This window comes from Streptococcus oralis, from assembly GCF_016028255.1.
Taxonomy (GTDB): Bacteria; Bacillota; Bacilli; order Lactobacillales; family Streptococcaceae; genus Streptococcus; species Streptococcus oralis_AC.
Genome location: NZ_CP065707.1, coordinates 259,078 through 284,590, shown reverse-complemented (window position 1 = coordinate 284,590; position 25,513 = coordinate 259,078). Strand labels below are relative to the sequence as shown.

The 25,513-nt window shown below is 41.1% G+C and carries 26 protein-coding genes; 23 read left to right on the top strand and 3 right to left on the bottom strand.

The genetic code is table 11. The features are described 5' to 3' along the window. Positions 1–82: 82 nt before the first annotated feature. Positions 83–709, top strand: a complete 627-nt coding sequence (locus I6G42_RS01410; RefSeq protein ID WP_038804695.1) for a LysM peptidoglycan-binding domain-containing protein — start codon at positions 83–85, stop codon at positions 707–709. 21 nt (positions 710–730) lie between these two features. Here the strand turns inward: I6G42_RS01410 and I6G42_RS01405 are convergent, their stop codons facing one another. Further along, positions 731–1,597, bottom strand: a complete 867-nt coding sequence (locus I6G42_RS01405) for a helix-turn-helix domain-containing protein (RefSeq protein ID WP_038804694.1) — start codon at positions 1,595–1,597, stop codon at positions 731–733. A 162-nt stretch (positions 1,598–1,759) separates the two neighbouring features. Here I6G42_RS01405 and I6G42_RS01400 point away from each other — a divergent pair, with 162 nt between their 5' ends. The 8 genes from I6G42_RS01400 (at position 1,760) to mnmG (ending at position 11,962) form a co-directional block, all read left to right on the top strand. Next, the gene (locus I6G42_RS01400; RefSeq protein ID WP_038804692.1) at positions 1,760–3,868 is read left to right on the top strand and encodes a bacteriocin-associated integral membrane family protein; all 2,109 of its coding nucleotides are present in this window, start codon (positions 1,760–1,762) and stop codon (positions 3,866–3,868) included. Beyond that, positions 3,865–4,494, top strand: a complete 630-nt coding sequence (locus I6G42_RS01395) for an ABC transporter ATP-binding protein (RefSeq protein ID WP_038804691.1) — start codon at positions 3,865–3,867, stop codon at positions 4,492–4,494. The genes I6G42_RS01400 and I6G42_RS01395 overlap by 4 nt, the downstream gene beginning before the upstream one ends. A gap of 229 nt (positions 4,495–4,723) precedes the next feature. Continuing rightward, on the top strand, positions 4,724–5,530 hold the full coding sequence (locus I6G42_RS01390; RefSeq protein ID WP_038804690.1) for an ABC transporter substrate-binding protein: 807 nt from the start codon (positions 4,724–4,726) through the stop codon (positions 5,528–5,530). A 15-nt stretch (positions 5,531–5,545) separates the two neighbouring features. Beyond that, a complete protein-coding gene (locus tag I6G42_RS01385) occupies positions 5,546–6,742 on the top strand; it encodes an argininosuccinate synthase (protein WP_038804689.1) in 1,197 nt (398 codons plus the stop codon). A 27-nt stretch (positions 6,743–6,769) separates the two neighbouring features. Continuing rightward, entirely contained in the window at positions 6,770–8,161 is a 1,392-nt protein-coding gene (argH, locus tag I6G42_RS01380; RefSeq protein WP_038804688.1) for an argininosuccinate lyase, read from the top strand. A 161-nt stretch (positions 8,162–8,322) separates the two neighbouring features. Then, positions 8,323–9,444: a tRNA 2-thiouridine(34) synthase MnmA gene (mnmA, locus tag I6G42_RS01375; RefSeq protein WP_038804687.1), complete on the top strand. Its 1,122-nt coding sequence runs from the start codon at positions 8,323–8,325 to the stop codon at positions 9,442–9,444. 140 nt (positions 9,445–9,584) lie between these two features. Then, positions 9,585–10,040 carry an NUDIX hydrolase gene (locus tag I6G42_RS01370; RefSeq protein ID WP_038804686.1) on the top strand — a complete coding sequence of 152 codons (456 nt, stop codon included), beginning with the start codon at positions 9,585–9,587 and terminating at the stop codon, positions 10,038–10,040. Between the two features lie 8 nt (positions 10,041–10,048). Beyond that, on the top strand, positions 10,049–11,962 hold the full coding sequence (gene mnmG / locus I6G42_RS01365; protein ID WP_038804685.1) for a tRNA uridine-5-carboxymethylaminomethyl(34) synthesis enzyme MnmG: 1,914 nt from the start codon (positions 10,049–10,051) through the stop codon (positions 11,960–11,962). A 36-nt stretch (positions 11,963–11,998) separates the two neighbouring features. Here mnmG and rnjA read toward each other — a convergent pair whose 3' ends face one another. Next, complete coding sequence (rnjA, locus tag I6G42_RS01360; protein WP_038804684.1) at positions 11,999–13,681, bottom strand: ribonuclease J1; 1,683 nt, start codon at positions 13,679–13,681, stop codon at positions 11,999–12,001. Between the two features lies 1 nt (position 13,682). Continuing rightward, positions 13,683–13,916: a DNA-dependent RNA polymerase subunit epsilon gene (locus tag I6G42_RS01355; protein ID WP_000639571.1), complete on the bottom strand. Its 234-nt coding sequence runs from the start codon at positions 13,914–13,916 to the stop codon at positions 13,683–13,685. Between the two features lie 284 nt (positions 13,917–14,200). On the opposite strand from I6G42_RS01355, the gene I6G42_RS01350 reads away from it, so the two are divergent. From I6G42_RS01350 to I6G42_RS01285, 14 genes are all read left to right on the top strand, one after another. Then, positions 14,201–14,416 (top strand): hypothetical protein, encoded by a 216-nt coding sequence (locus I6G42_RS01350; RefSeq protein ID WP_000492020.1) that lies wholly within the window; start codon positions 14,201–14,203, stop codon positions 14,414–14,416. 345 nt (positions 14,417–14,761) lie between these two features. Next, positions 14,762–15,445 carry a tRNA (adenosine(37)-N6)-threonylcarbamoyltransferase complex dimerization subunit type 1 TsaB gene (gene tsaB / locus I6G42_RS01345; protein WP_038804683.1) on the top strand — a complete coding sequence of 228 codons (684 nt, stop codon included), beginning with the start codon at positions 14,762–14,764 and terminating at the stop codon, positions 15,443–15,445. Further along, positions 15,442–15,879, top strand: a complete 438-nt coding sequence (gene rimI, locus I6G42_RS01340; RefSeq protein ID WP_038804682.1) for a ribosomal protein S18-alanine N-acetyltransferase — start codon at positions 15,442–15,444, stop codon at positions 15,877–15,879. Before tsaB ends, rimI begins: the two co-directional genes overlap by 4 nt. Beyond that, positions 15,869–16,879 carry a tRNA (adenosine(37)-N6)-threonylcarbamoyltransferase complex transferase subunit TsaD gene (gene tsaD, locus I6G42_RS01335; protein WP_038804681.1) on the top strand — a complete coding sequence of 337 codons (1,011 nt, stop codon included), beginning with the start codon at positions 15,869–15,871 and terminating at the stop codon, positions 16,877–16,879. The genes rimI and tsaD overlap by 11 nt, the downstream gene beginning before the upstream one ends. A 110-nt stretch (positions 16,880–16,989) precedes the next feature. Next, on the top strand, positions 16,990–17,868 hold the full coding sequence (locus I6G42_RS01330; protein ID WP_038804680.1) for an Rgg/GadR/MutR family transcriptional regulator: 879 nt from the start codon (positions 16,990–16,992) through the stop codon (positions 17,866–17,868). 226 nt (positions 17,869–18,094) lie between these two features. Next, entirely contained in the window at positions 18,095–18,763 is a 669-nt protein-coding gene (locus I6G42_RS01325; RefSeq protein ID WP_038804679.1) for a CPBP family intramembrane glutamic endopeptidase, read from the top strand. Positions 18,764–18,948: 185 nt separating this feature from the next. Next, complete coding sequence (locus I6G42_RS01320; RefSeq protein WP_038804678.1) at positions 18,949–19,623, top strand: CPBP family intramembrane glutamic endopeptidase; 675 nt, start codon at positions 18,949–18,951, stop codon at positions 19,621–19,623. Between the two features lie 11 nt (positions 19,624–19,634). Further along, positions 19,635–20,300, top strand: a complete 666-nt coding sequence (locus tag I6G42_RS01315; protein ID WP_038804677.1) for a CPBP family intramembrane glutamic endopeptidase — start codon at positions 19,635–19,637, stop codon at positions 20,298–20,300. A 71-nt stretch (positions 20,301–20,371) separates the two neighbouring features. Then, positions 20,372–21,598, top strand: coding sequence for an MFS transporter (locus I6G42_RS01310; protein WP_038804676.1), 1,227 nt, complete (start codon positions 20,372–20,374; stop codon positions 21,596–21,598). A gap of 184 nt (positions 21,599–21,782) precedes the next feature. Next, positions 21,783–22,388, top strand: coding sequence for a hypothetical protein (locus I6G42_RS01305; RefSeq protein ID WP_038804675.1), 606 nt, complete (start codon positions 21,783–21,785; stop codon positions 22,386–22,388). Between the two features lie 143 nt (positions 22,389–22,531). Beyond that, positions 22,532–23,227: an AzlC family ABC transporter permease gene (locus I6G42_RS01300; protein ID WP_000659752.1), complete on the top strand. Its 696-nt coding sequence runs from the start codon at positions 22,532–22,534 to the stop codon at positions 23,225–23,227. After that, a complete protein-coding gene (locus tag I6G42_RS01295) occupies positions 23,217–23,540 on the top strand; it encodes an AzlD domain-containing protein (RefSeq protein WP_000253912.1) in 324 nt (107 codons plus the stop codon). The genes I6G42_RS01300 and I6G42_RS01295 overlap by 11 nt, the downstream gene beginning before the upstream one ends. A gap of 102 nt (positions 23,541–23,642) precedes the next feature. Next, complete coding sequence (locus I6G42_RS01290) at positions 23,643–24,485, top strand: amino acid ABC transporter substrate-binding protein (protein ID WP_038804674.1); 843 nt, start codon at positions 23,643–23,645, stop codon at positions 24,483–24,485. A 154-nt stretch (positions 24,486–24,639) separates the two neighbouring features. Further along, on the top strand, positions 24,640–25,494 hold the full coding sequence (locus I6G42_RS01285; RefSeq protein ID WP_038804673.1) for a MetQ/NlpA family ABC transporter substrate-binding protein: 855 nt from the start codon (positions 24,640–24,642) through the stop codon (positions 25,492–25,494). Positions 25,495–25,513: the final 19 nt, after the last annotated feature.

Below are 25,513 nucleotides of genomic sequence, written 5' to 3'. Positions count from 1 at the left end.
AATATTTCTACACGAAACCGTCAAGAAACGGTAATATTCAAACGGTATGATAGAAGTATAGTAAAAAGGAGAATTTTTAGAAATGACATTAACAACTAAAAAAATCAAATTAACTCTTGCAGGAGCAGCAACTTTCCTTGCTTTCCTTGCACCATCACTTGCTTTTGCAGATGAAACAATCACTTATACAGTTAAACCAGGTGATACTCTTTCAGAAATTGCTGAGAAGTACAACACCACTGTTGAAAAATTGGCAGAAAAAAACAAGATAGAGGATATTCATCTGATCTTTGTGGATCAAGTTTTGGTCATCGAAGGGACAGCTCCAGCTGCGAAAACTTATGAAGCCCCAGCTGCAACAGGAGAAACAATCGAAGAGACTACGACTTACGAAGAAATAACTGAAACAACAACTTACGAAGCACCAGCTGCTACAACCAGCACTTCTTATGAAGAAGAAAGTTACACAGCTTCAACTGTAAGTGGATCTGAAGCAGAAGCCAAAGAATGGATCGCTCAAAAAGAATCAGGTGGTAGCTACACAGCTACAAACGGACGTTACATCGGACGTTACCAATTGACAGATTCGTACTTGAACGGTGACTACTCAGCTGAAAACCAAGAACGTGTAGCAGATGCTTACGTTGCAGGACGTTACGGTTCATGGACAGCTGCTAAGAACTTCTGGCTTAACAACGGTTGGTATTAAGAAGATATAGAAAAGGAGGTCTTAATGACTTTCTTTTTTGTTTACAAAGATGTCAACTTCTCGCTCTAGCTCTGTTAGTAAGTGTTCATCTTCGACTAGTTTAGCTAAGGAGAGTCCATTTTGTATCAACTGAGCATCATTAGTACAAATGCCTATACGAATATAGGAAAATGCAAGTGTGTCATACTGTTTGCTTACTTTTGCTTCCTCTAAGAGAGTGTAGCAAAGCTGTTTGCAAAGCAACTTATCACCATTGTAAAGATAAAGAGTTGAGAGATTCAGAAGCAACATCATACGAAGCTGAAAGACAGGACTATAGTGTTTATAAACCTCTATTCGTTCGAGAATTTTTTCGGTAATCTGATGAATATACTCCATAGGAAAAGCAAAGAGAATGGTATTAAGGACTTTGAGGTCGCTCTCATACCAAGTATCTTGTTTCTCAATCTTATCCCATAGTCTGTTTACAATGTTATCAACCTTACTTGACAATTTTTCTATCCCATTTTCACGGATGTAGATAACGATTTCGAGCATATCTTGTAACTGCTGGATGGGGAAATCATGGTGTGTTTTTAGATAATGTTGGCATTTTTTGAGTAATTTACTTAAGTCGCTCGTACCACTAATAGAAGCCATTTTTAGAAAAGTCTGCATGATAGTTGATCGTTCACTTGGGTGGTAGAGATGGCAAATATAGTCAAACTCTTCAAAGGTCATATTAATTTGTTGGAGAAGAAACTCCATATTTTCATATCTAGGAGTTGTCTTGCCACTTTCGATTTTTGATAGGCTGGTTCTTGAGAGAACACCCCCACAGACCTCCTCCTGGGTTAACCCTTTTGACTCACGGATTTCTTTATAAACATTTCCAAAATCGTAGCGCATGATCTCCTCCTTATGTGTGAAAAAAGTTAACAAAAAATAGAAATTGATTAAAAATATTGTATCATAGTAGTATAAAAAGTAAAAAAGAAATCTAAAATAAATTTGTGAAAAAGGGTAACAAATTCTACGACTAAGATGATAAAGTACTAAGGGGGTATCTTTATGAAAAAAATCAGTAATTTCTGTATGTTACTCCTGCTTCTGTGTACTACTTTTTTTGTTTTTAATGTAAACTACACACGAGAAGTGGTTCGGATTCAGGAAATGGGAAAGACAGTGGGTTCTTTGGATTTGTATTTGAAAGATATTAACGAACCTGCAGCATCTGTACTTCGATTTTTTGAGGATGTATCAAAGGAATACAAAGTATCCATCATCAAAACAGACAGTGGTGATGAGGTGATCAAGTCTGGTGTTTTTGATAAAGATACCTTCCCCTACCAAGAGTTTGGGATTTCTTCTCTTGATTTTACAGAAGATGGCGAGGGAGTCTACAGTAATAAAGAAATTTCCAATAAACTTGGTACGATTCCGACCTTTCTAAAAGCCAAGCCTATTCAGCTTATGACTTTTCAAACCTATATTAAGGATACATCTCGTAGTTTAAATGGTCGCTATACGATAACTTCTACACAAGAGATGGACAAGGATAGGATTGTACAGAAATGGAGCGATTTTTTCAAGATAGACCAGACTACCTTGCTAGAGCCGACCTACAAAAGTGCAGTGGAAGTCATAAATCGAGATTTGCTTTTATCTGCCATTGTTTTTGTCTTGGCCATTTTACTTCTTGTGTTAGTAACAGTGTATCAGCCGATGATGGAGATGAAAAGAGTGGGGGTACAAAAGTTGCTTGGTTTTCAAGATAGGGCTGTTTTAGCTGATGTTGTGAAAGGCAACCTCTACCTCCTCCTAGGTGGGGCGCTTGTGATCAATCTAGGAGTGTTTTTCTCGCTTGATTATAAGCCGAAAGATTTATTCCCTATGTTATGGTTGTCGCATTTTTTGCTTTTGCAACTTTATCTCTTTATCAGTTGGTTGACCTACCTCTTAATCCAAAAAATGACAATCAGCTCTCTACTGAAAGGTTTTTCATCTTTTAAATTTGGTTTGATATTTAATTATTTGATGAAAATAGGAACCACCATTTTACTGACGGTTTTACTGATTGGGGTGGGGAAAAGTTTGGAGCAAGAAAACAAAGAGTTGGATTACCAGAAACAGTGGATCAGTCAAGGAAATTATCTGACCTTAGAAACTTTCCAGCTCAATGATAACCTGTGGCAAGAGCAGTTGGCAGGCTCAGGGCAAGCAGTGGATTATTTCTATCGATTTTATCAGGATTTGGTAGAAAAAACGCAGGCAGGCTATGTGCAAACTGGCAACCTGCCTATAAAAAATTTTGCCACTGCAGAACAAGTGCAGCAGTATCAACTGGCTGATATGCTAACTGTTTACTATGCCAATCGCAATTTTCTAAAGAGCAAGGGATTCAAGCTACCCGATACCGGCACTAAAAAAGTTATTTTGATGCCAGCAAGTGCGAAAGGTGAAGAAGATAAAAATCAGCTCTTGGGGAAATTAATTGCCTATCTTTCGATGAAGTATGAAGAGCAGCAAAAACGAACGATAGAGGAGATGGATGTCGAGATCGCCTACTATGAAGGTGATTGGTCATTCTTCCCCTATAACGAGAAGCGAAAGGAAAATCTCCACAATCCAATTATTAGTTTGGTCAATGATTCTGATATGATGTGGGATGAAAAAGCTTCCCTGTCAACAACAGGTTTAAATAACCCCATTAAAATCGAAAATACAGCCCAGCACCAAAAAGAAGTGACAGCGTTAGTTGAGAAATTGTCAGATGGGAATTATTTAAAATTTTCATCTATTCAAGCCATTCAACAAGAGAAAGTAGATTCTTATCGAGATGCTGTTCGAAATTTTAACATACTCTTTGCTTTGGTTGGTCTTCTTAGTATGATGATTTCCTACTTCTTACTAGTAACAACTTTCTTGTTGAAGCGAACAGATATTATTACCAAGAAGTTTATGGGTTGGAAATTGATAGATCGGTATCGTTCCTTGCTGGGTCTTCTATTAGCCGTTTATAGTCTTCCTTTTATGGTTTTGCTATTCTTTACACAGGCACTTTTCCCGCTCCTACTTTTTGCAGGATTTACAGGCTTAGATATCCTATTTGTGCTTTTCTTGGGCTCTAAGATGGAACAAAGAAATGTAGTGCAGTTATTGAAAGGGGATCACTTATGATAAAGTTGGAAAATGTTACGAAAACCATTGGGAAAAAAGTTATTTTGGAGAACTTATCTCTAAAAATTAACCAAGGAGATTTAGTTGCCATTGTTGGAAAAAGTGGCAGTGGCAAGTCAACCTTGTTAAATCTCTTGGGTTTGATAGATGGCGATTACAGTGGACATTATGAAATTTTCGGTCAGCAAAATGTACCTGTCAATTCTGTTAAGTCGCAAGCGATTATCCGCGAACATATCTCCTATCTGTTTCAAAACTTTGCTCTGATTGATAATGAAACGGTAGAGTATAATCTCATGCTCGCTCTAAAGTATGTAAAATTATCCAAGAAGGAAAAAGTCAAAAAGATAGAAGAAATTTTAGAGAGAGTGGGGTTGCCATCAATTCTACATCAAAAGGTTTCAGAGTTATCTGGAGGGGAACAGCAGCGAATCGCAGTTGCTAGAGCCATTTTAAAACCCAGCCAGCTCCTTTTAGCAGATGAACCAACCGGTTCTCTAGATCCTGAAAATCGAGATTTGGTTTTGAACTTTCTCTTAGATATGAACAAGGAAGGTAAAACGGTCATTATCGTTACCCACGATGCCTATGTGGCTCAACAATGCCATCGAGTTATTGAATTGTGAAAGAGAATGTGGGGGGCGTTGATCTCTCTGTCGTCTGACATTTAATAGAGTGATTATATTTTTCCAAAAAATGAATAGCATAAATACGCTTAGGGATAACATTTTTATGTAATTTCCCTAAGTTTTTTTGTTTAAAATGAAATAAAATTCAGTTTTGGCTTGACAAATGTTTTCGAGAAGTGTATTATTTATACAATTTAAAAGTATAAAAATAAAAGGAGGCTCTTCTATGAATAAAGTGAAGAAGGTGTTGATGACGATGTTTGGTTTGCTTATGTTTCCCTTATTATTTGCTTGTAGTAACACTCAATCCCAAGGTGTTGAAGCCATTAAGGCTAAAGGAAAATTGGTGGTGGCCCTAAATCCAGAGTTTGCTCCATTCGAATACCAGAAATTGGTCGATGGGAAAAATCAGATTGTAGGTTCAGATGTTGAGCTAGCCAAAGCCATCGCAAAGGAACTAGGTGTAGAAGTGGAGCTCTCTCCAATGAGTTTTGACAATGTACTGGCTAGTCTTGATTCAGGAAAGGCCGATCTTGCCATATCAGGTGTTTCTAAAACGGAAGAGAGAAGTCAAGTTTACGACTTTTCAATTCCCTACTACACTTCGAAAAATAAGGTTATCGTAAGAAAATCTGAATTAACGAATTACCAATCAGTCAAGGATTTGGCTCAGAAAAAGGTTGGAGCGCAGAAAGGTTCTATCCAGGAAACTCTGGCCAAAGAAACTTTGCAGAATTCTTCTCTCGTTTCACTTCCTAAAAATGGAAATTTGATAACAGATTTGAAGTCAGGGCAACTGGATGCGGTTATCTTTGAGGAACCAGTGGCGAAAGGATTTGTAGAGAATAATCCAGACCTAGCCATCGCTGAGTTTGATTTTGACAATGACAAAGAAGATTCCTACGCTGTTGCGATGAAAAAAGACAGTAAAGAATTAAAAGAGGCGGTTGACAAAACCATCCAGAAGTTGAAGGATTCTGGGGAGTTGGACAAATTGATTGACGATGCTTTTAAAGCCTCTATCGAAAAATAGAAAGAAGGAAGAGAAATGAGTAAGGAAAAAGTCATTTTAGCCTATTCAGGTGGATTGGATACATCAGTTGCGATTACATGGTTAAAAAAAGACTATGATGTGATCGCTGTTTGTATGGATGTGGGTGAAGGAAAAGACTTGGAGTTCATCCACGATAAAGCTCTCAAGGTTGGGGCTGTTGAGTCTTATGTCATTGATGTTAAGGACGAATTTGCTAATGACTATGTTTTAGTGGCCCTTCAGGCACATGCCTACTACGAACAGAAGTATCCCTTGGTATCCGCTCTGAGTCGCCCTCTTATTTCAAAAAAACTAGTTGAAATAGCTCATCAGACGGGTGCAACCACAATTGCCCATGGTTGTACAGGTAAGGGAAACGACCAAGTTCGGTTTGAAGTATCGATTGCAGCTTTGGATCCCAATTTAAAGGTGGTTGCGCCTGTTCGTGAGTGGAAATGGTCTCGTGAAGAAGAAATCCAATATGCCAAAGAAAATGGCGTTCCAGTTCCTGCTGATCTTGACAATCCTTACTCTATTGACCAAAATCTTTGGGGACGTGCAAATGAATGTGGTGTCTTAGAAAATCCTTGGAACCAAGCACCAGAAGAAGCATTTGGAATCACGTCTTCGCCAGAAGAGGCGCCAGACAGTCCAGAATTTATTGACATTGAGTTTAGCTGTGGGGTGCCCATCTCTCTCAATGGTGAGAAGATGAAAGTGGCGGATTTGATTCAAAAGCTAAATGAAATTGCGGGGAAACACGGTGTCGGTCGTATTGACCATGTGGAAAATCGCCTAGTCGGTATTAAGTCAAGAGAGATTTATGAGTGCCCAGGTGCTGTGACTTTATTGGCGGCTCATAAGGAGATTGAAGATTTGACTCTTGTGAGAGAAGTGGCTCATTTCAAACCCATTATCGAAAATGAGTTGTCCAATCTCATCTATAATGCCTTGTGGTTTAGCCCAGCAACTCAGGCTTTGATTGCCTATATCAAGGAGACACAGAAAGTTGTCAATGGAACTGCAAAAGTTAAACTCTATAAGGGGAATGCCCAGGTAGTGGCTCGGAAATCACCAAATTCTCTTTACGATGAAAATTTGGCGACTTATACTAGTGCGGATACTTTTGACCAAGATGCGGCTGTTGGATTTATCAAGCTTTGGGGGCTTCCGACTAAGGTTTATTCAGAAGTTCAGAAAAATGTTGAGTAGTGATGCGATAGAAAGGGACGACAGGATATGCCGAAAAATACAAAATTATGGGGTGGTCGATTTGAAGGCACTGTGGAAGATTGGGTAGAACAGTTCGGTGCGAGTATTTCCTTTGACCACCAGCTGGCAAAATTTGATTTGATGGGTTCCCTAGCTCATGTTCAAATGCTAGGACAGACTGGCATTTTGAGCTTGGAAGAGGTAGATCAGATCCAAGATGGTCTGAAAGCTTTGTTGCGAGATTTAGAGTCAGGAGAGCTTCATTTTGATATTGCAAATGAAGATATTCATATGAACATGGAAGTGTTGCTGACAGAGAAAATCGGTCCTCTGGCTGGGAAATTACACACGGCTCGTTCTCGGAATGACCAAGTCGCAACGGATATGCACTTATATCTAAAGGAGCAGCTTGGCCATGTCTTGGATAAGTTGGCGAATCTGAACAGTGTTCTGCTGGATTTGGCTGAAAAACATGTGGAAACCATCATGCCAGGCTATACCCATTTGCAACACGCCCAACCGATTAGTTTTGCCCACCATCTCATGGCTTATTACAATATGTTTCAAAGGGACAGCGAGCGCTTTGCATTTAACTTGAAACATACGGACCTATCTCCCCTGGGTGCGGCTGCCTTGGCGGGGACAACTTTTCCAATCAATCGTCAATTATCGAGTGATTTATTGGGCTTCCAACAGCCCTATACCAATTCCTTGGACGCAGTGAGTGACCGTGATTTTATCTTGGAATTTCTATCAAATGCCAGCATGTTGATGATGCATATGAGCCGTTTTTGTGAGGAAATCATCAATTGGTGTAGTTTTGAGTATCAGTACATTAGCTTGTCTGATAGCTTTTCAACGGGCTCGTCTATCATGCCCCAGAAGAAAAATCCTGATATGGCCGAATTGATTCGAGGGAAGTCAGGACGGGTTTACGGGAACTTGCTTGGACTATTGACCGTCATGAAGTCTTTGCCTCTGGCTTACAATAAGGATTTGCAAGAGGACAAGGAAGGCATGTTTGATACAGTAGAAACGATTTTAAATTCTCTGGATGTGTTGGCAGGTATGCTATCGAGCATGCAGGTTAATAAGGCCAAAATGCAGCAATCCACAGAGAATGATTTTTCGAATGCGACCGAACTGGCAGATTATTTGGCAGAAAAAGGCCTCCCCTTTAGAGAAGCGCATGAAATAGTAGGGAAATTGGTTCTAGACTCTATCAAGCATGGTAAAAATATCCAAGATTGGGATTTGGAGGAGTTGCAAGTCTACCATCCCTTGATTGAAGAGGATATTTATATCTACTTGTGCCCAGAAACCGCTGTTCAGAGACGGAATTCCTTAGGAGGAACCGGCTTTGAGCAAGTGAAATACCAGATAGAACAAGCTAAGAAAGAACTTGAAGGGGAAAATTGATTAGTTTGCAAAGGAAGAAAGAGAGGTTGAGATGATTTATCAGCCTCTTTCTTGTCTTCTCCAACCAAGCGTGTTATAATGAATACTGCTCAAGCGACCTTCAATCGTTAAAGCACACACGACCTTCAATCGTGAATAAACGAATAGATGGGAGACTTACCATGAGTGATAACTCTAAAACACGTGTTGTCGTGGGGATGAGTGGTGGTGTTGATTCGTCGGTGACGGCTCTCTTGCTCAAGGAGCAGGGCTATGATGTGATCGGTATCTTCATGAAGAACTGGGATGACACAGATGAAAACGGCGTCTGTACGGCGACCGAAGATTACAAGGATGTGGCTGCGGTGGCAGACCAGATCGGCATTCCTTACTACTCTGTCAATTTTGAAAAAGAGTACTGGGATCGCGTTTTTGAGTATTTCCTAGCGGAATACCGTGCGGGGCGCACGCCAAATCCAGATGTTATGTGTAACAAGGAAATCAAGTTCAAGGCCTTTCTGGACTATGCCATGACCTTGGGTGCAGACTATGTAGCGACGGGGCATTATGCTCGAGTGGCGCGTGATGAGGATGGCATTGTTCACATGCTTCGTGGCGTGGATAATGGCAAGGATCAGACCTATTTCCTCAGCCAACTTTCGCAAGAACAACTCCAAAAAACCATGTTCCCGCTGGGACATTTAGAAAAGCCTGAAGTTCGCAGACTAGCAGAAGAAGCAGGACTTGCGACTGCTAAGAAGAAAGATTCGACAGGGATTTGCTTTATCGGAGAAAAGAACTTTAAAAATTTTCTCAGCAACTACCTACCAGCCCAGCCTGGTCGTATGATGACTGTGGATGGTCGCGATATGGGTGAGCATGCAGGTCTGATGTATTATACAATCGGTCAGCGTGGCGGACTCGGTATCGGTGGACAACACGGCGGTGACAATGCGCCTTGGTTCGTTGTCGGAAAAGATTTGAGCCAAAATATCCTCTATGTCGGACAAGGTTTCTACCATGACTCGCTCATGTCAACCAGTCTAGAGGCCAGTCAAGTTCACTTTACTCGTGAAATGCCAGAGGAATTTACGCTAGAATGTACGGCTAAATTCCGCTACCGTCAGCCCGATTCTAAGGTGACAGTACATGTCAAAGGAGACAAGGCAGAGGTCATCTTTGCGGAGCCACAGCGCGCGATCACACCAGGACAGGCAGTTGTCTTTTATGATGGCGAAGAGTGTCTCGGTGGTGGTTTGATTGACAATGCCTACCGCGATGGACAAGTTTGTCAGTACATTTAGATTGACAAATTTTCTCAATTTGCTACAATAATAAAAGCAATAGAAATGATGGTCAAAGCTCATGGATGTTGCAGGCTTTTTTGTCCTGCACTTCTTACGAGTTTTGACTGTTTTTGTGTCGTTTAAAGGAAAGGATAAAAATGACTCAACAAGACTTTCGGACAAAAGTGGGAAATACAGTTTTTGGTGTTCGAGCGACTGCCTTGATTCTCCAAAATGGCAAGCTCCTAGTTACCAAAGACAAGGGCAAGTATTACACTATTGGCGGTGCGATTCAAGTCAATGAAAGCACGGAAGAAGCGGTAGTTCGTGAAGTGAGGGAAGAACTAGGTGTCAAAGCTCAAGCTGGGCATCTAGCTTTCGTGGTTGAAAATCGTTTTGAACAAGACGGTGTTTCCTATCACAACATCGAGTTTCATTACCTGGTGAATTTGCTTGAAGAAGCTCCATTGACCATGCAGGAAGACGAAAAAATGCAGCCTTGTGAGTGGATTGACTTGGATGAACTCCAGAATATCCAGCTAGTTCCAGCCTTTTTAAAAACAGCCCTACCAGATTTGGACGGTCAACTAAGACACATTCATCTTGAGGAATAGGAGAGAAAATGACTTATAATTTTACGGAAGAATACGATATTATTGTAATCGGTGCGGGGCACGCTGGGGTGGAGGCATCCCTAGCTGCTAGCCGTATGGGCTGCAAGGTCTTGCTTGCGACCATCAACATTGAAATGCTGGCTTTCATGCCTTGTAACCCTTCTATCGGTGGTTCTGCCAAGGGGATTGTCGTGCGTGAAGTGGATGCACTTGGTGGCGAGATGGCTAAAACAATTGACAAGACTTACATCCAGATGAAGATGCTCAACACAGGGAAGGGGCCAGCTGTCCGTGCCCTTCGTGCGCAAGCTGACAAGGAGCTATACTCTAAAGAAATGCGCAAGACAGTTGAAAATCAAGAAAATTTGACCCTTCGTCAAACCATGATTGATGAGATTTTGGTCGAAGATGGAAAGGTTGTCGGTGTGCGTACAGCGACCCATCAAGAGTATGCTGCTAAGGCTGTTATCGTGACGACAGGAACTGCCCTCCGTGGGGAAATTATCATCGGAGACCTCAAGTACTCATCAGGACCTAACCACAGTCTAGCTTCGATTAACCTAGCTGACAATCTCAAGGAATTAGGCCTCGAAATTGGTCGTTTCAAGACGGGGACACCTCCACGTGTTAAGGCTTCTTCGATCAACTACGACGTGACAGAGATTCAGCCAGGGGACGAAGCGCCAAATCACTTCTCATATACTTCACGTGATGAGGATTATGTCAAGGATCAAGTGCCATGCTGGTTGACCTATACCAATGGTACCAGTCATGAAATTATCCAAAATAACCTCCATCGTGCGCCTATGTTTACAGGTGTGGTCAAGGGAGTGGGACCTCGTTACTGTCCGTCGATTGAGGACAAGATTGTGCGCTTTGCAGACAAGGAACGTCACCAACTATTTCTAGAACCAGAAGGTCGTGACACTGAGGAAGTATACGTTCAAGGTTTATCAACCAGCCTGCCTGAGGATGTCCAACGTGATTTGGTTCATTCCATTAAAGGTCTGGAAAATGCAGAGATGATGCGAACAGGTTATGCCATTGAGTACGACATGGTCTTACCTCACCAGTTGCGTGCGACTTTGGAAACCAAGAAAATCTCTGGACTTTTCACTGCTGGTCAGACAAATGGAACATCAGGTTACGAAGAAGCTGCTGGCCAAGGAATTATCGCGGGTATCAATGCGGCTCTGAAAATCCAAGGCAAGCCTGAGTTGATTTTGAAACGCAGTGATGGTTATATCGGAGTGATGATTGATGACTTGGTGACCAAGGGGACCATTGAACCCTACCGTCTCTTGACAAGTCGTGCTGAATACCGTCTCATCCTCCGTCATGACAACGCTGATATGCGTTTGACAGAGATAGGTCGTGCGATTGGACTTGTGGATGATGAGCGCTGGGCTTGTTTTGAAATCAAGAAAAATCAATTTGACAATGAGATGAAGCGACTAGACAGTATCAAACTCAAGCCAGTCAAGGAAACCAATGCCAAGGTTGAGGAGATGGGCTTCAAGCCGTTGACAGATGCAGTGACAGCCAAGGACTTCCTTCGCCGTCCAGAAGTTTCTTACCAGGATGTGGTAGCCTTCATCGGACCAGCTGCTGAGGAATTGGATGACAAGATTATCGAATTGATTGAAACAGAAATCAAGTACGAAGGCTACATCTCAAAAGCTATGGATCAGGTTGCCAAGATGAAACGCATGGAAGAAAAACGAATTCCAGCCAATATCGACTGGGATGATATTGACTCCATTGCGACAGAAGCTCGTCAGAAGTTCAAACTTATCAATCCAGAAACTATCGGCCAAGCCAGCCGTATTTCGGGAGTAAATCCAGCAGATATTTCAATTTTGATGGTGTATCTTGAAGGTAAAAATCGCAGTATTTCTAAAAATCAAGAAAAGAAAGCATAGAAAAAACAGCTCCGAAGACGGGGCTGTTTTGTTGATTTATTCTTCTTCATCTGGTGTGAGGATCATAGGGATAATGATCGGTTCACGTTCTGTATTTTCATAGAGGAATGGTCGAATGGCATTGACAATAGCGCCATTGACAGATTGCACGCTGGCGTCCTTATTTTTCAGTGCGATACGAATAGCATTGAAGAGGATGCGCTGGCTTTGGCGAATCAAGTCACCAGATTCTCTCATGTAGACAAAGCCTCGGCTGAGGATATCAGGCCCAGACAAGATCATTTTAGACTTGAAGTCAACAGTTGCGACTGCTAGAACGACACCGTCTTCAGATAGATCACGACGATCTTTTAGGACAGCAGCGCCGATTTCACCGATACGATTTCCATCGACATAGATATCTTGGGCATTGAAGTGACCTGCGATACGAGCAGAATCTGCGGTAAGGGCAAGCACATCACCATTGCTCATGATAAAGATATTGTCCTTCTCGACACCCGTATCCACCGCTAGTCCAGCGTGGACTTTCTGCATACGATATTCACCGTGGACAGGCATGAAGTATTTCGGCTTAATCAAGCGGAGCATGAGTTTTTGCTCTTGCTGACCACCGTGCCCAGAGGTGTGGATATTGTTGATTTTACCGTGAATGACTTCGACACCAGCTTCTGAAATAATATTGATCAGCTTGTTGACGCTAGTCGTATTTCCAGGGATTGGACTTGAAGAGAAGATAACGGTATCGCCGGGTTGGAGTTGCACCTGGCGGTGGGTTCCGTTAGCGATACGAGAGAGGGCTGCCATCGGCTCCCCTTGACTACCTGTACAGAGGATAAGAACCTCGCCTGCAGGATAATCTTTGATTTCATTTGGCTCGATAAAGGTTCCCTTAGGAGCTTTGATGTAGCCAAGCTCGATCCCGTTGACAATGGCCTTTTCCATAGAACGACCAAAGACAGCAATCTTGCGTCCAGTCTTAACAGCGGCTTCTGTTGCTTGTTGGAGACGGAAGATGTTTGAGGCAAAGGATGCAAAGATGATACGTCCTTCAATGCCTTGGATGATCTTCATGATAGACTGACCAACGACTTTTTCAGAGTTGGTAAAGGTTGGCACTTCTGCATTTGTCGAGTCAGAGAGGAGGCAGAGTACGCCTTCTTCACCAAGGGCTGCCATACGGTGCAAGTCTGCAGGTTCTCCAACTGGAGTAAAGTCAAACTTGAAGTCACCCGTACAAACGATTTTACCTTGAGGAGTATGAATGACAATCCCTAAAGGCTCTGGAATGGAGTGAGTGGTTCTAAAGAAAGTTGCCTTGAGATTTTTAAAGGTCAACTCAGTATTGTGGTTGATTTCGTAAAGTTTGGCGTTGCGCAAGAGACCGTGTTCTTCAAGTTTTCCACGGATCAAAGCCAAGGCAAGCGGTCCAGCGTAGATAGGGACATTTGCTTGCTTGAGCAGGAAGGGAATCCCACCGATGTGGTCCTCGTGTCCGTGTGTAATCAAAACGGCCTTGACGCGGTCGATATTGTCTACGATGTAAGAGTAATCAGGAATGACATAGTCGATACCCAGCAAGTCATCTTCTGGGAATTTAATCCCAGCATCGACGATGATAATCTCATCTTGGTATTCAATTCCGTAAGTGTTTTTCCCGATTTCTCCCAGACCACCGATGGCAAAAACGCCGACTTCTTCAGGTTTAAGAGTGTAGGCCATATTAGAACTCCGTAATTTCGAAGGCGCCAGTTTCTTTTTCGTAATCTAGCAATTTGTCAGACAAGAGTTCGATATACTCGATATTGTACTCTGGGCGATTTTCTTCGACAAGTTGGCGAGCAGCGATACGGCCCTCAAGTTCTGAGTTGGCATCGATGTCTAGGTAAAGTGCGCGTGTTGTTTCACGACGTGGGCTACGTTCTTTTGTTTCTTGATAAAAAACTTTGTAAATCATATAGTTCCTTTCTATTTACAGGTCAGCTTATTCCAAACTTTTAGCAGAGATTTGCTTGATTTCATTCCATTTTGTGTCTAGATTGACCTTGATTCGTTACAATTATTTCAATTATACCACAAAATGAAAAATTAGTAAAAGACGGAAATAGAGAAAGTCGGTAGGGGAAGAAGGAGCAAAAAGACAGGTAGGATTTGGTCGGAGAGCGCTTAGGTGTTATAATGGAAAGAGAAGTTTATGGATGGGAATATTTCCTATAGTTTTTAAAATAAGGAGGATTAAGAATGTTTAGTTTGTTTGAATTTGCGATTGGGGTTCGCCTCTTGATGTTTATAGTTTTTGTAGCCTGTGTATACGGTGGAAATCTTATTTTTACGTATCTAGAACACCGCAAAACAAAATTCCTTTGGAAGCTTGCTTTTGTGACACTCTATTCAATTTTTCTCCTTCTTGTCACCTATGTTGTCTGGCTCGTTTTTCATTTTGGTTTAAATGTTTGAGCTCAATTATTCATCTAAATATACAGAAAATCCACCTCGTCTTGATAGATGGGGCGGATTTTTCTATTTTCAGGTGATATCCTTATGTTTTCGATGATGATTTCTCGCATCGAAAATCAAGTTAAAGCATATATGACTTATCTAAACTTCTTACGAAGAACCTTTCAATTGCCTTGGTCACTTTTCTATTCGGAAAAGATAGGAAAAATGTTACCTTTTTTTTGAATTTTTTGTGCCTTCCTCTTTGTCTAAGTGACAGGCTCTTTTGTTTCAAAACAAAAGAAAATTCCCATGCGTCAGCTTTTGTAGTATAATAGTAAGCAGACAAAAAGATAGGAATGTGTTATGAAAGTATTAGCTTTTGATACGTCCAGCAAGGCTCTTTCTCTCGCTATTTTAGAGGACAAGCAGGTTCTTGCCGAGACGACGATTAATATCAAGAAAAATCACAGTATTACCCTCATGCCTGCCATCGATTTTTTGATGGCAAGTTTGGACTGGACGCCTAAGGATTTGGATCGAATCGTGGTGGCGGAAGGACCAGGTAGCTACACAGGTTTGCGAATTGCAGTAGCGACTGCTAAGACCTTGGCTCACACTCTGAACATTGAGTTGGTTGGCATGTCTAGTCTCTTGGCTCTGGTGCCACGCCAACAAGAAGGCTTGTTTGTTCCTTTGATGGATGCGCGTCGCAACAATGTTTATGCAGGATTTTATGAAAATGCCAAACCTGTCACGCCAGAAGCACACCTATCCTTTGCAGAAGTGCTAGAAAAAGTCAAGGATGCTGAACAGGTGACCTTTGTCGGTGAAGTGGGAGCCTTTGTGGAGCAGATCCAAGAACAGCTACCACAAGCTAGCTACCAAGAAACCTTGCCAAATGCAGCTAATCTTGCTCTTTGGGCATGGGATAAGGAAGCAGACTCCTTGCACGACTTTGTACCAAATTACCTCAAGCGTGTTGAAGCCGAGGAAAACTGGCTCAAGAACCACACCGAGTCTGGCGAGTCTTACATCAAACGCCTATGATTGAAATCAAACGAATTCAACAGCAACCTGACCTGGCTCAAGCCATCTATGCTGTCATGGCAGCTGTTTACTCAGTCAGTCCTTGGACGCTGGAACAAATCCAAGCAGACCTGTCCCAAGACCAGACTTGGTATGCTCTGGCTTATGATGGGACAGAAGTGATTGGCTTTCTAGCCGTTCAGGAGAATCTCTTTGAGGCAGAAGTCCTGCAAATCGCTGTCAAAGGAGCCTATCAGGGTCAGGGAATTGCATCAGACTTGTTTGCAACATTGCCGACAGATAAGGAGATTTTCCTCGAAGTCAGAAAGTCAAATGGACGAGCGCAAGCATTTTACAAGAAAGAAAAGATGGCGGTCATCGCTGAGCGCAAGGCCTACTACCATGATCCAGTCGAGGACGCCATCATCATGAAGAGAGAAGTAGATGAAGGATAGATATATTTTAGCATTTGAGACATCCTGTGATGAGACCAGTGTTGCCGTCTTGAAAAACGACGATGAGCTCTTGTCCAATGTCATTGCGAGTCAAATTGAGAGTCACAAACGTTTTGGGGGCGTAGTGCCAGAAGTGGCTAGCCGTCACCATGTCGAGGTCATTACAGCCTGTATTGAGGAGGCGCTAGCAGAAGCAGGGATTACCGAAGAGGATGTAACAGCTGTGGCGGTTACCTACGGACCAGGCTTGGTCGGAGCACTGCTAGTTGGTTTGTCAGCTGCCAAGGCCTTTGCTTGGGCTCATGGACTTCCGCTGATCCCCGTGAATCACATGGCTGGTCACCTCATGGCGGCTCAGAGCGTTGAGCCTTTGGAGTTTCCCTTGCTAGCTCTCTTGGTCAGCGGTGGGCACACGGAGTTGGTCTATGTTTCTGAGGCTGGGGATTACAAGATTGTTGGAGAAACGCGGGATGATGCAGTTGGTGAGGCCTATGATAAGGTCGGCCGTGTCATGGGCTTGACCTATCCAGCAGGTCGCGAGATTGATGAGCTAGCTCATCAGGGGCAGGATATTTATGATTTCCCTCGTGCCATGATTAAGGAGGACAATCTAGAGTTTTCATTCTCAGGTTTGAAGTCTGCCTTTATCAATCTTCACCACAATGCCGAGCAAAAGGGAGAAAGCTTGTCCAAGGATGACCTGTCAGCATCCTTCCAAGCTGCGGTCATGGATATTCTTATGGCTAAAACCAAGAAGGCCTTGGAAAAATACCCTGTTAAAACCCTAGTCGTGGCAGGTGGTGTAGCTGCTAATAAAGGTCTCAGAGAACGCCTAGCAGCTGAAATCACCGATGTCAAGGTCATCATCCCACCCCTACGCCTTTGCGGAGACAATGCAGGTATGATTGCTTATGCCAGCGTCAGCGAGTGGAACAAAGAAAATTTTGCAGGCCTGGACCTCAACGCCAAACCAAGCCTCGCCTTTGATACTATGGAATAAAGAGTCAGCTTCGAGCTGGCTTTTTTGCTAAAATATTTTATAATATGTTAAAAAAGTAAAATTTTTTACGAATAGAATAGTAAAGGGAATTTTTAAAGGGGAATTTGGCCATGATTGAAAAACAGGAATTGGGAGAATTTTACAAGGAACTGCGCCTGGCGAGAAAACTCAAGCAGTCAGATGTGGCTTGTGATGGGCTGACAGCATCTCAGCTATCCAAGTTTGAATTAGGGCAGTCTATGCTGTCTGCGGATAAGCTCATACTAGCCATCCAAGGGATAAATGTGACCTTCGATGAGTTTGGGCACAAACTCAACAACTATCAAGAATCTCCACATATGCAGATTGGTAGAAGGATTGTGGATCGCTTTGCCCATCAAGATATTGCTGGCTTAGAGCAACTGTTGGAGGAAGTTGAGCAAGAACAGATGGCGCAGACCTATCGTCGTTTGAATGTTATTGTGATCAAGGATGCTATCCATTCCTTGGATAAAAACTATCCGCTAGAAGAAGAGGATAGTGAGTTTTTGACTAGCTATCTCTATGCTATTGAGTCTTGGACCTGGTTTGAACTCTATCTTTTTTGCAATACCATGCCCTTATTGAGTAATCAAGATCTGATCTTTTTATCAACCTCTTTACTTGAAAAGTCCAAGGAATTTAAAGAGTTAGTGCACAATCGACTGTATATGAAAAGTGGCTATCTGAATATCATATCAGAGCTCATGGAGCGTAAGCTTTTCTCTTACATCCCAATCTTTGAGTCCGAGTTGGAGAGCATGCTTCGTCCGTATGATGTTTTTGAGAAATTATTGTGGCAATTTTTAAAGAAGATGAGTGTTTTCCTGCAAACTAAGGGAAGCAATCAAAAAGAGATTGAACACTTTATCCAATCTCTGCAAATATTAGAAAATCCACAATTATCAGCACTTTTTGAACTGCGTTTTCAGCAGTACAAAGAACTTATCGATGAGCTAGAAATGGAATGATAATAACCCACTCTGAAATGAGTAGAAGCATTAGTTGAATTTTTCTTTTCTTCATATCGTCTCCCTCCTTGTTAATAGCATCTTTATTATACCAGTAAAATAATCAAATCCACAAAAATCGCAAAAATGAAATTTCCATGAGAAAAAATGTCAAATATGCGATTTTCTAAGATAGGGTAGTTTTCGTGTTATACTGTCTTTATTTCATAGTATAGGAGAAAATAGAATGAAAAAGATAATCTCACGTCACTACTTTTTTGTAGCTTTTCTACTAGTTATTGCTGACCAGAAGTGCAGTGGTCTAGTTTTACGCAGCGACCTTGCTACTGGTCTATCTGACTTTGCCTATTATTTGTCGGATATGCTGTTGAATTTTCTTGTGGTTCTGCTTGCTATTATTGTTATGATTTGGTCAGGGAAATGGCAGAAAATCAACAGTAGAAAATTTAAAGGGGTTTATCTTTTCTATTCCTTCCTAGCTCTTCTTGCTTTTGTTATTTGGAATTTCGTCACATTTTATCTTTTCCCACCTACCAAAAATGAAATTTCCTATCAACTCGCCATTCCTACTTTTACAGGAGCTACAGCATTTTTGATGTATTTTTTCTATCCTGTGATTGCAGGTCCCATTTTTGAAGAGATAATCTATCGTGGATTGGTGGTGACCGCTCTGGAAAAAGGGAAGAAATGGGGACTGGATGTGCTTGGTTCGGCAACTTTGTTTGGAATCTCACATATTAGTAACCATGGTTGGGTTTTGACAGACTTTTTCTCATATATGGGTGGTGGCCTCATATTTGCAGTCTTATTTAGAGTGACAAAGTCCATTTATTGGCCTATTGGACTGCATATAGTCTACAATGGCATTGGTCAAATTCTCCCCTTGTTGTTTTAGAGTTTTTCAAGAATCCTAATTAGACAAAGAAAATACTAGCTGTAACATAAAAAATTCATGAGTAAGTTCTAATAGAGTCAGTTTGTAGCGCTGGACCAAGTCCTTACGGAGCTTTTGATTGGATGAAAGGACTCTGGGTAGGTTTGGCTGAAAGACGACGTAAATAAAACTTAAAAGGATCAACTATGAAAGGAAAAGAAACGAAATTTTATCTAGGGACCATTTTGGTGCTTGTGTCCTATTACTTGATTTTTAATCTTGTAGCAAAATTAGACTCAATGAACCAGTTATCCGATTTTGGATTTTATGGGATTCAAATTTTATTGATAGTAATTGAGGGAATTGCTGCTACTGTGGTTCTTGTCAAGAGTCAATGTTGGAAAGAGTACGGTCGATTCGAGTTTCGCTGGTCCTATCTGGGTATCTTCTTTCTTTTCTTTATGTTGATGTTTTTGTGGGTAAATATAACGACTCGGATCTTTCCCAGTACGCAAAATGGGAGTGCAATAGTGAAAGAAGCAGCTAATTTGACAGGAATTAGTTACTTTATAACGCGTTTTCTCTATGGCAGTCTTATTGCTCCGATAGTTGAGGAGTTAGTCTTCCGTGGCCTTCTGATGACAGCCCTATCTAAATTTAAAAAGCGCTATGTTGATATAATTGTTTCCTCAACTTTCTTCAGTCTTATCCATGTTTTGCAATATGGATGGGTGATAACAGACTTCATCATTTATGCAGGAGCAGGTCTGCTACTCTGTATGCTCTTTCGCTATACACGTTCAATTTATTGGTCAATGGCACTCCACATCTTGTGGAATAGCTTTTTAATTATCGTCAGCTTATTGGTGTTTGGATTTTAGAAAGGTGAAATATGAAAAAGATAATTTCTAACTACTACTTTATTATAGCCGTTTTACTTGTCATTGCTGACCAGTTCTTCATTCGTTTGCTTTTACATAGCGACCTTGCTGCTGGTCTATCTGACTTTGCCTATTATTTGTCGGATATGATGTTGAATTTTCTTGTGGTTCTGCTTGCTATTATTGTTATGGTTTGGTCAGGGAAATGGCAGAAAATCAATAGTAGAAAATTTAAGGGATCCTATCTTTTTTATTCCTTTCTAGCTCTTCTTGCTTTTGTTATTTGGAATTTCCTTACATTTTTTATTTTCCCACCTACCAAAAATGAAATTGCTTATCAACTGGATGTTCCTACTTTTACAGGAGCTACGGTATTTTTGATGTATTTTTTCTGTCCTGTGATTGCAGGTCCCATTTTTGAAGAAATGATTTATCGTGGGTTGGTGATGACCGCTCTGGAAAAAGGAAAGAAATGGGGACTGGATGTGCTTGGTTCTGCTGCTTTATTTGGAGTCTTACATATTAGTAACCATGGTTGGGTTTTAACAGACTTTTTCTTCTATATGGGTGGTGGTCTCATATTTGCAGTCTTATTTAGAGTGACAAAGTCCATTTATTGGCCTATTGGACTGCATATAGTCTACAATGGCATTGGTCAGATTTTACCGTTGCTGTAATTTTGGGTGCTCAGTAAGTTTGGTCTATCTTGCGGGGGAAAATTTCCCATTTGAACTAAAAAGGAGTTGCGATGAAAGTATTTATTCAAAATAGAGATTTTAGGCAATTAACCATCAACCAGTGGATTTCAACGGTTGGGGATACGATTTTTTATCTTGCTTTTTTGAATTATGTGGCAGATGCTTCGTTTGCCCCCTTGGCGATTTTACTCATTACGATTTCAGAGACTGTTCCTCAAGTTCTGCAAATCTTTATGGGAGTTTTGGCTGACTTTCAACATCATCGTGTACTAAAATATACAATTATTAGTTTTGTCAAATTTGTACTTTATTCTATAGTGGCACTTTCGCTTTCAGGGCAGTCCTTTTCCTTATCGCTCGTATTCTTTATTTGTTTAATGAACCTCTTGTCGGATACATTGAGTTACTTTTCAGGAGCCATGCTAACCCCTATTTTTATAAGAATCATTGGGAAAGAACATCTGACAGAAGCCATTGGCTTTAAACAATCAACAGTTAGTTTAGTTCGGACAATCAGTAATATTCTAGGAGGGATTTTACTAGGAATTCTTTCCATTCAGTTCATTTCCTTGCTAAACGCTCTGACGTTTCTGATAGCATTTGTAGGTATTCTCTTCATAAAAAATGATCTTTTGAAAGTTGAAAAAACAATTAGCTATCAAGAAGGTCTTTCTATAAAATCGTTTTGCCAGCATTTGTTCCAATCATCGAAATTGATCTGGAATATGGATAGAGTGATCTTCATTTTATTTATCGTCTCTATCAGCCAAGCTGTGATCAATGTCACTGTTCCTATTTCAACTCTTTTTTTAAGAAACCAACCGTTTTTGGATTTACAAACTGGTCAATCACTCGCTTTGTTATCAACACTAGAATTGTCAGCACTTATTGTCGGAAGTCTTGTAAGTGGTTATCTGAAAAATACGATTTCTATAAAAACAGCTCTATACGCTTCGGTCGTCATCCAGTTACTCCTTCTAGTAGGATTTGCCACAGTTCATTTTGGCTTGATTCTGCTTTTCAGCTCCTTGGATGCCTTCATCGCCGGGTTACTCTCTCCTAGATTGCAAGAACTCGTCTTTAAACAAATACCTGAGGAATCAATGGGAGCGGTTCAATCCTCTATTGGTGCTATTACGGTTGTTTTACCAAGTCTATTCACAATCGTTTTCGTAACGATTGCTACAAGTTTTGGGACCCTAGCGGTCAGCTTTATTCTGTTACTATTGCTCCTAACCGCATTTGGCATGCTCTTGAACATTCGTGAGAGTATTTAGAGGAGAATTTGTATAATAGGTGTTTGAGGCTGGCTTCCCAGTCTTTTTCTTTTTCTAAAATATCTAATAATAGTCCTTGCTCAATTCCTTGTTACCTTAAATGAAAAAGTAATTTTAAAATCAATCACGGAATCCGATTCTATCAAAGTTTGTCAATCCTAGAGTTTTTTTGTATAGTAGAAATATGAAATTTACAAAAATAATCAGTAGTTTGCTTGCTCTTGGAGCTTTACTCATGCTTTTATCAGCTTGCCAGAGTTTTAAAAAGACACAACTGGTCTTGTTTGAAACCCTTTCGTTCGGCATGTCTCCTAAATCTTTTGAAGAAGTATTTGGAGAGGCTAGCGAGGTGGTGGAAGAAACAGAAATGGGTTATCGAGATAGCTGGCGTGCAGAAGACCCTTATTTCTATAAAACGGGACGCCTTTTCTATGATTACGAAAATATTACTTTGAATGGTTATACAGGTCGAGCAAGATTCACATTTTCAAAATCACATCGCTTGGAAGAAGCGACAGTTCATATTCCTGTAGCTTCAAAAGGGGAGCAATATGTAATGCTCAACAATCTATCCCAGACTATAAAAAAAGAAATTGAAGCTCTTCCGAATTTTCAATCTGTAACTACCGAGACGGTAGGACTATACGATGACGGCTATCGCTATAAAGTCAAGTTGAAAGGACAAAGGAGAGAATTTTGGATCGATGTTTATCCGACAGAAGATGAAGATGCTAAAGAAATTGAAGATAAAAAGTATACTATTCGGGTGGATCAGTTTAGGATGCATTAATAACACTCATGGGATTTCAGCATTTTTTACTAGCTCCAAGTTTCAAACTCTAAACTTTTTTCTCTTCTTTGAATATGTTATAATAGTCCGTGCTGTGGCTGTGATGACGAACAGCCTCAATTGGAGAGAATATGAGGAGAAGGATGAAAGAAAAAGGATTTTGGGAAGGTGTACAGGCGGCTATGCCGACTGCCCTTGGCTATGTCAGCATTGGTCTAGCCTGTGGGATTATTGGCGCGCCTTATGTGACACCTGTTGAGATGGGCTTGATGAGCCTCTTTGTTTATGCTGGGAGCGCCCAGTTTGCCATGTTGGCACTGATTGCGGTCCAAGCGCCTGTGGCAGCTATTGCTATGACGGTCTTTTTGATCAACTTGCGACTCTTTTTGCTGAGCTTGCATGCATCGACCTATTTCCGTCATACTAGTCTCTGGCAAAACATCGGCATGTCCAGTCTCTTGACAGATGAGACTTACGGAGTTTTGATGGGAGAATTAGCCCATACAGACAAGGTCCATCCTATGTGGATGCACGGGAATAATCTCAATAGTTATGTAGCCTGGTTTATTGGGACAGTGGCGGGGACAGCTTTAGGTGGCCTTCTTCCAAATCCTGAAGTCTTTGGCTTAGACTTTGCCCTTGTCGGGATGTTTATCGGGATTTTTACTTCGCAATTTCAGATTATGCAAAGACGGGTTCCTGTACGGAATCTGCTGCTGATCCTAGCCGTTGTTGCGGTGTCCTTCTTTTTGCTCTTGACAGTAGTGTCTCAGTCGCTAGCTGTTCTGTTTGCGACCTTGCTAGGTTGTACCATGGGGGTGGTCTTAGATGGTCAGTAAGTATATTTTAATGGCAATCGTCTTTTCTGGATTGGTAACTTGGATTCCTCGTATGATTCCTTTCATCTTGGTTAAGTACAAGGGGTTGCCAGCTATCGTAGAGCGATTTTTGAAGTTTTTGCCTGTTTCTATTATCTTTGCCTTGATCCTTTCAAGCGTGGTGACAGGCAAGGTTGGGAGCCTTCCTCAAATCAAATGGCTGGACTTTTTAGCAGTCTTTCCAACGGCTTGGGTAGCCTTTCGCTACCGCAATCTAGTTGGCACAGTTCTTTTTGGAGTAGTCTTGATTGCAGTCTTGCGTCTGGTCTTTTAGTCAGCCATAAGAAAAACCTATCACCGAGATAGGTATCATATAATGGCGAAAAAAATAATTTTCTGTTAAGATAGTACAGTATTCTATTTTGGAGGAAATGACATGAAAAAAATCGTCAAATATTCATCTCTTGCTGCTCTAGGACTTGTTGCCGCAGGTGTACTAGCAGCTTGCTCAGGTGGTGAGAAGAAAGATGCTGCATCTGGTGAAGCAACATCTGGTAAAAAAGAAATCGTCGTAGCAACTAACGGATCACCAAAACCATTTATCTATGAAGAAAATGGTGAATTGACTGGTTACGAGATTGAAGTAGTCCGTGCTATCTTTAAAGACTCTGACAAGTACGATGTTAAGTTTGAAAAGACAGAGTGGTCAGGTGTTTTTGCGGGACTTGATGCTGAACGCTACAATATGGCTGTTAACAATCTTAGCTATACTAAGGAACGTGCGGATAAATACCTCTATGCAGCACCAATTGCCCAAAACCCTAACGTTCTCGTAGTTAAGAAAGATGATAACAGCATCAAATCGCTTGATGATATCGGTGGAAAATCTACTGAAATCGTGCAAGGAACAACAACAGCTAAACAGTTGGAAGAATACAACAAACAACACACAGATAACCCAACTGTTCTTAACTATACAAAAGCTGACTTTCAACAAATCCTGACTCGTTTGAGTGACGGACAATTTGACTACAAGATTTTTGACAAAATCGGTGTAGAGACAGTTATCAAGAACCAAGGTTTGGATAACTTGAAAGTCATCGAACTTCCAAGCGACCAACAACCTTACGTTTACCCACTTCTTGCAAAAGGTCAAGATGAGTTGAAATCATTTGTTGACAAACGTATCCAAGAACTCTACAAAGATGGAACTCTTGAAAAATTGTCTAAACAATTCTTCGGAGACACTTACCTTCCAGCAGAAGCTGACATTAAATAGTCTTATGAAATCATTCAGTCTGAGAAAGGCGGATGATTTTCTAATTTTTAGACATATAGTTTTAAACTATGTGTCTGCCTATCTAATAACAATTTGCGAAATCAAATAAAGTATGAGATACTATTACAGTATTATTTTTAAAGGAGATAGAATCATGAAAATCAAAAAATGGCTCGGTGTAGCAGCTCTTGCTACAGTCGCAGGTTTGGCTCTTGCAGCTTGCGGAAATTCAGAAAAGAAAGCAGACAACGAAACAGTTGTTAAAATCGCAACAGTTAACCGCAGTGGTTCTGAAGAAAAACGTTGGGATAAAATCCAAGAATTGGTTAAAAAAGATGGTATTAAATTGGAATTCACAGAGTTCACTGACTACTCTCAACCAAACAAGGCAACTGCTGATGGCGAAGTAGACTTGAACGCCTTCCAACATTACAACTTCTTGAACAACTGGAACAAGGAAAATGGGAAAGACCTTGTAGCGATTGCAGATACGTACATCTCACCAATCCGCCTTTACTCAGGTAAAAATGGGGAAGAAAACAAGTACACTAAAGTAGAAGAAATCCCAGATAAGGGTGAAATCGCCGTACCAAACGATGCAACAAACGAAAGTCGCGCACTTTACTTGCTTCAATCAGCTGGTTTGATCAAATTGGATGTTTCAGGAACTGAACTTGCTACTATCGCAAACATCAAAGAAAATCCAAAGAACTTGAAGATTACTGAATTGGACGCTAGCCAAACAGCTCGTTCATTGTCATCAGTTGATGCTGCCGTTGTAAACAATACCTTCGTTACAGAAGCAAAATTGGACTACAAGAAAGCACTCTTCAAAGAACAAGCTGATGAAAACTCAAAACAATGGTACAACATCATCGTTGCGAAAAAAGATTGGGAATCATCACCTAAAGCGGATGCCATCAAGAAAATTATCGCAGCTTACCACACTGATGAAGTGAAAAAGGTTATCGAAGAAACATCAGACGGTTTGGACCAACCAGTTTGGTAATAAGACACAGGGAGGTGGG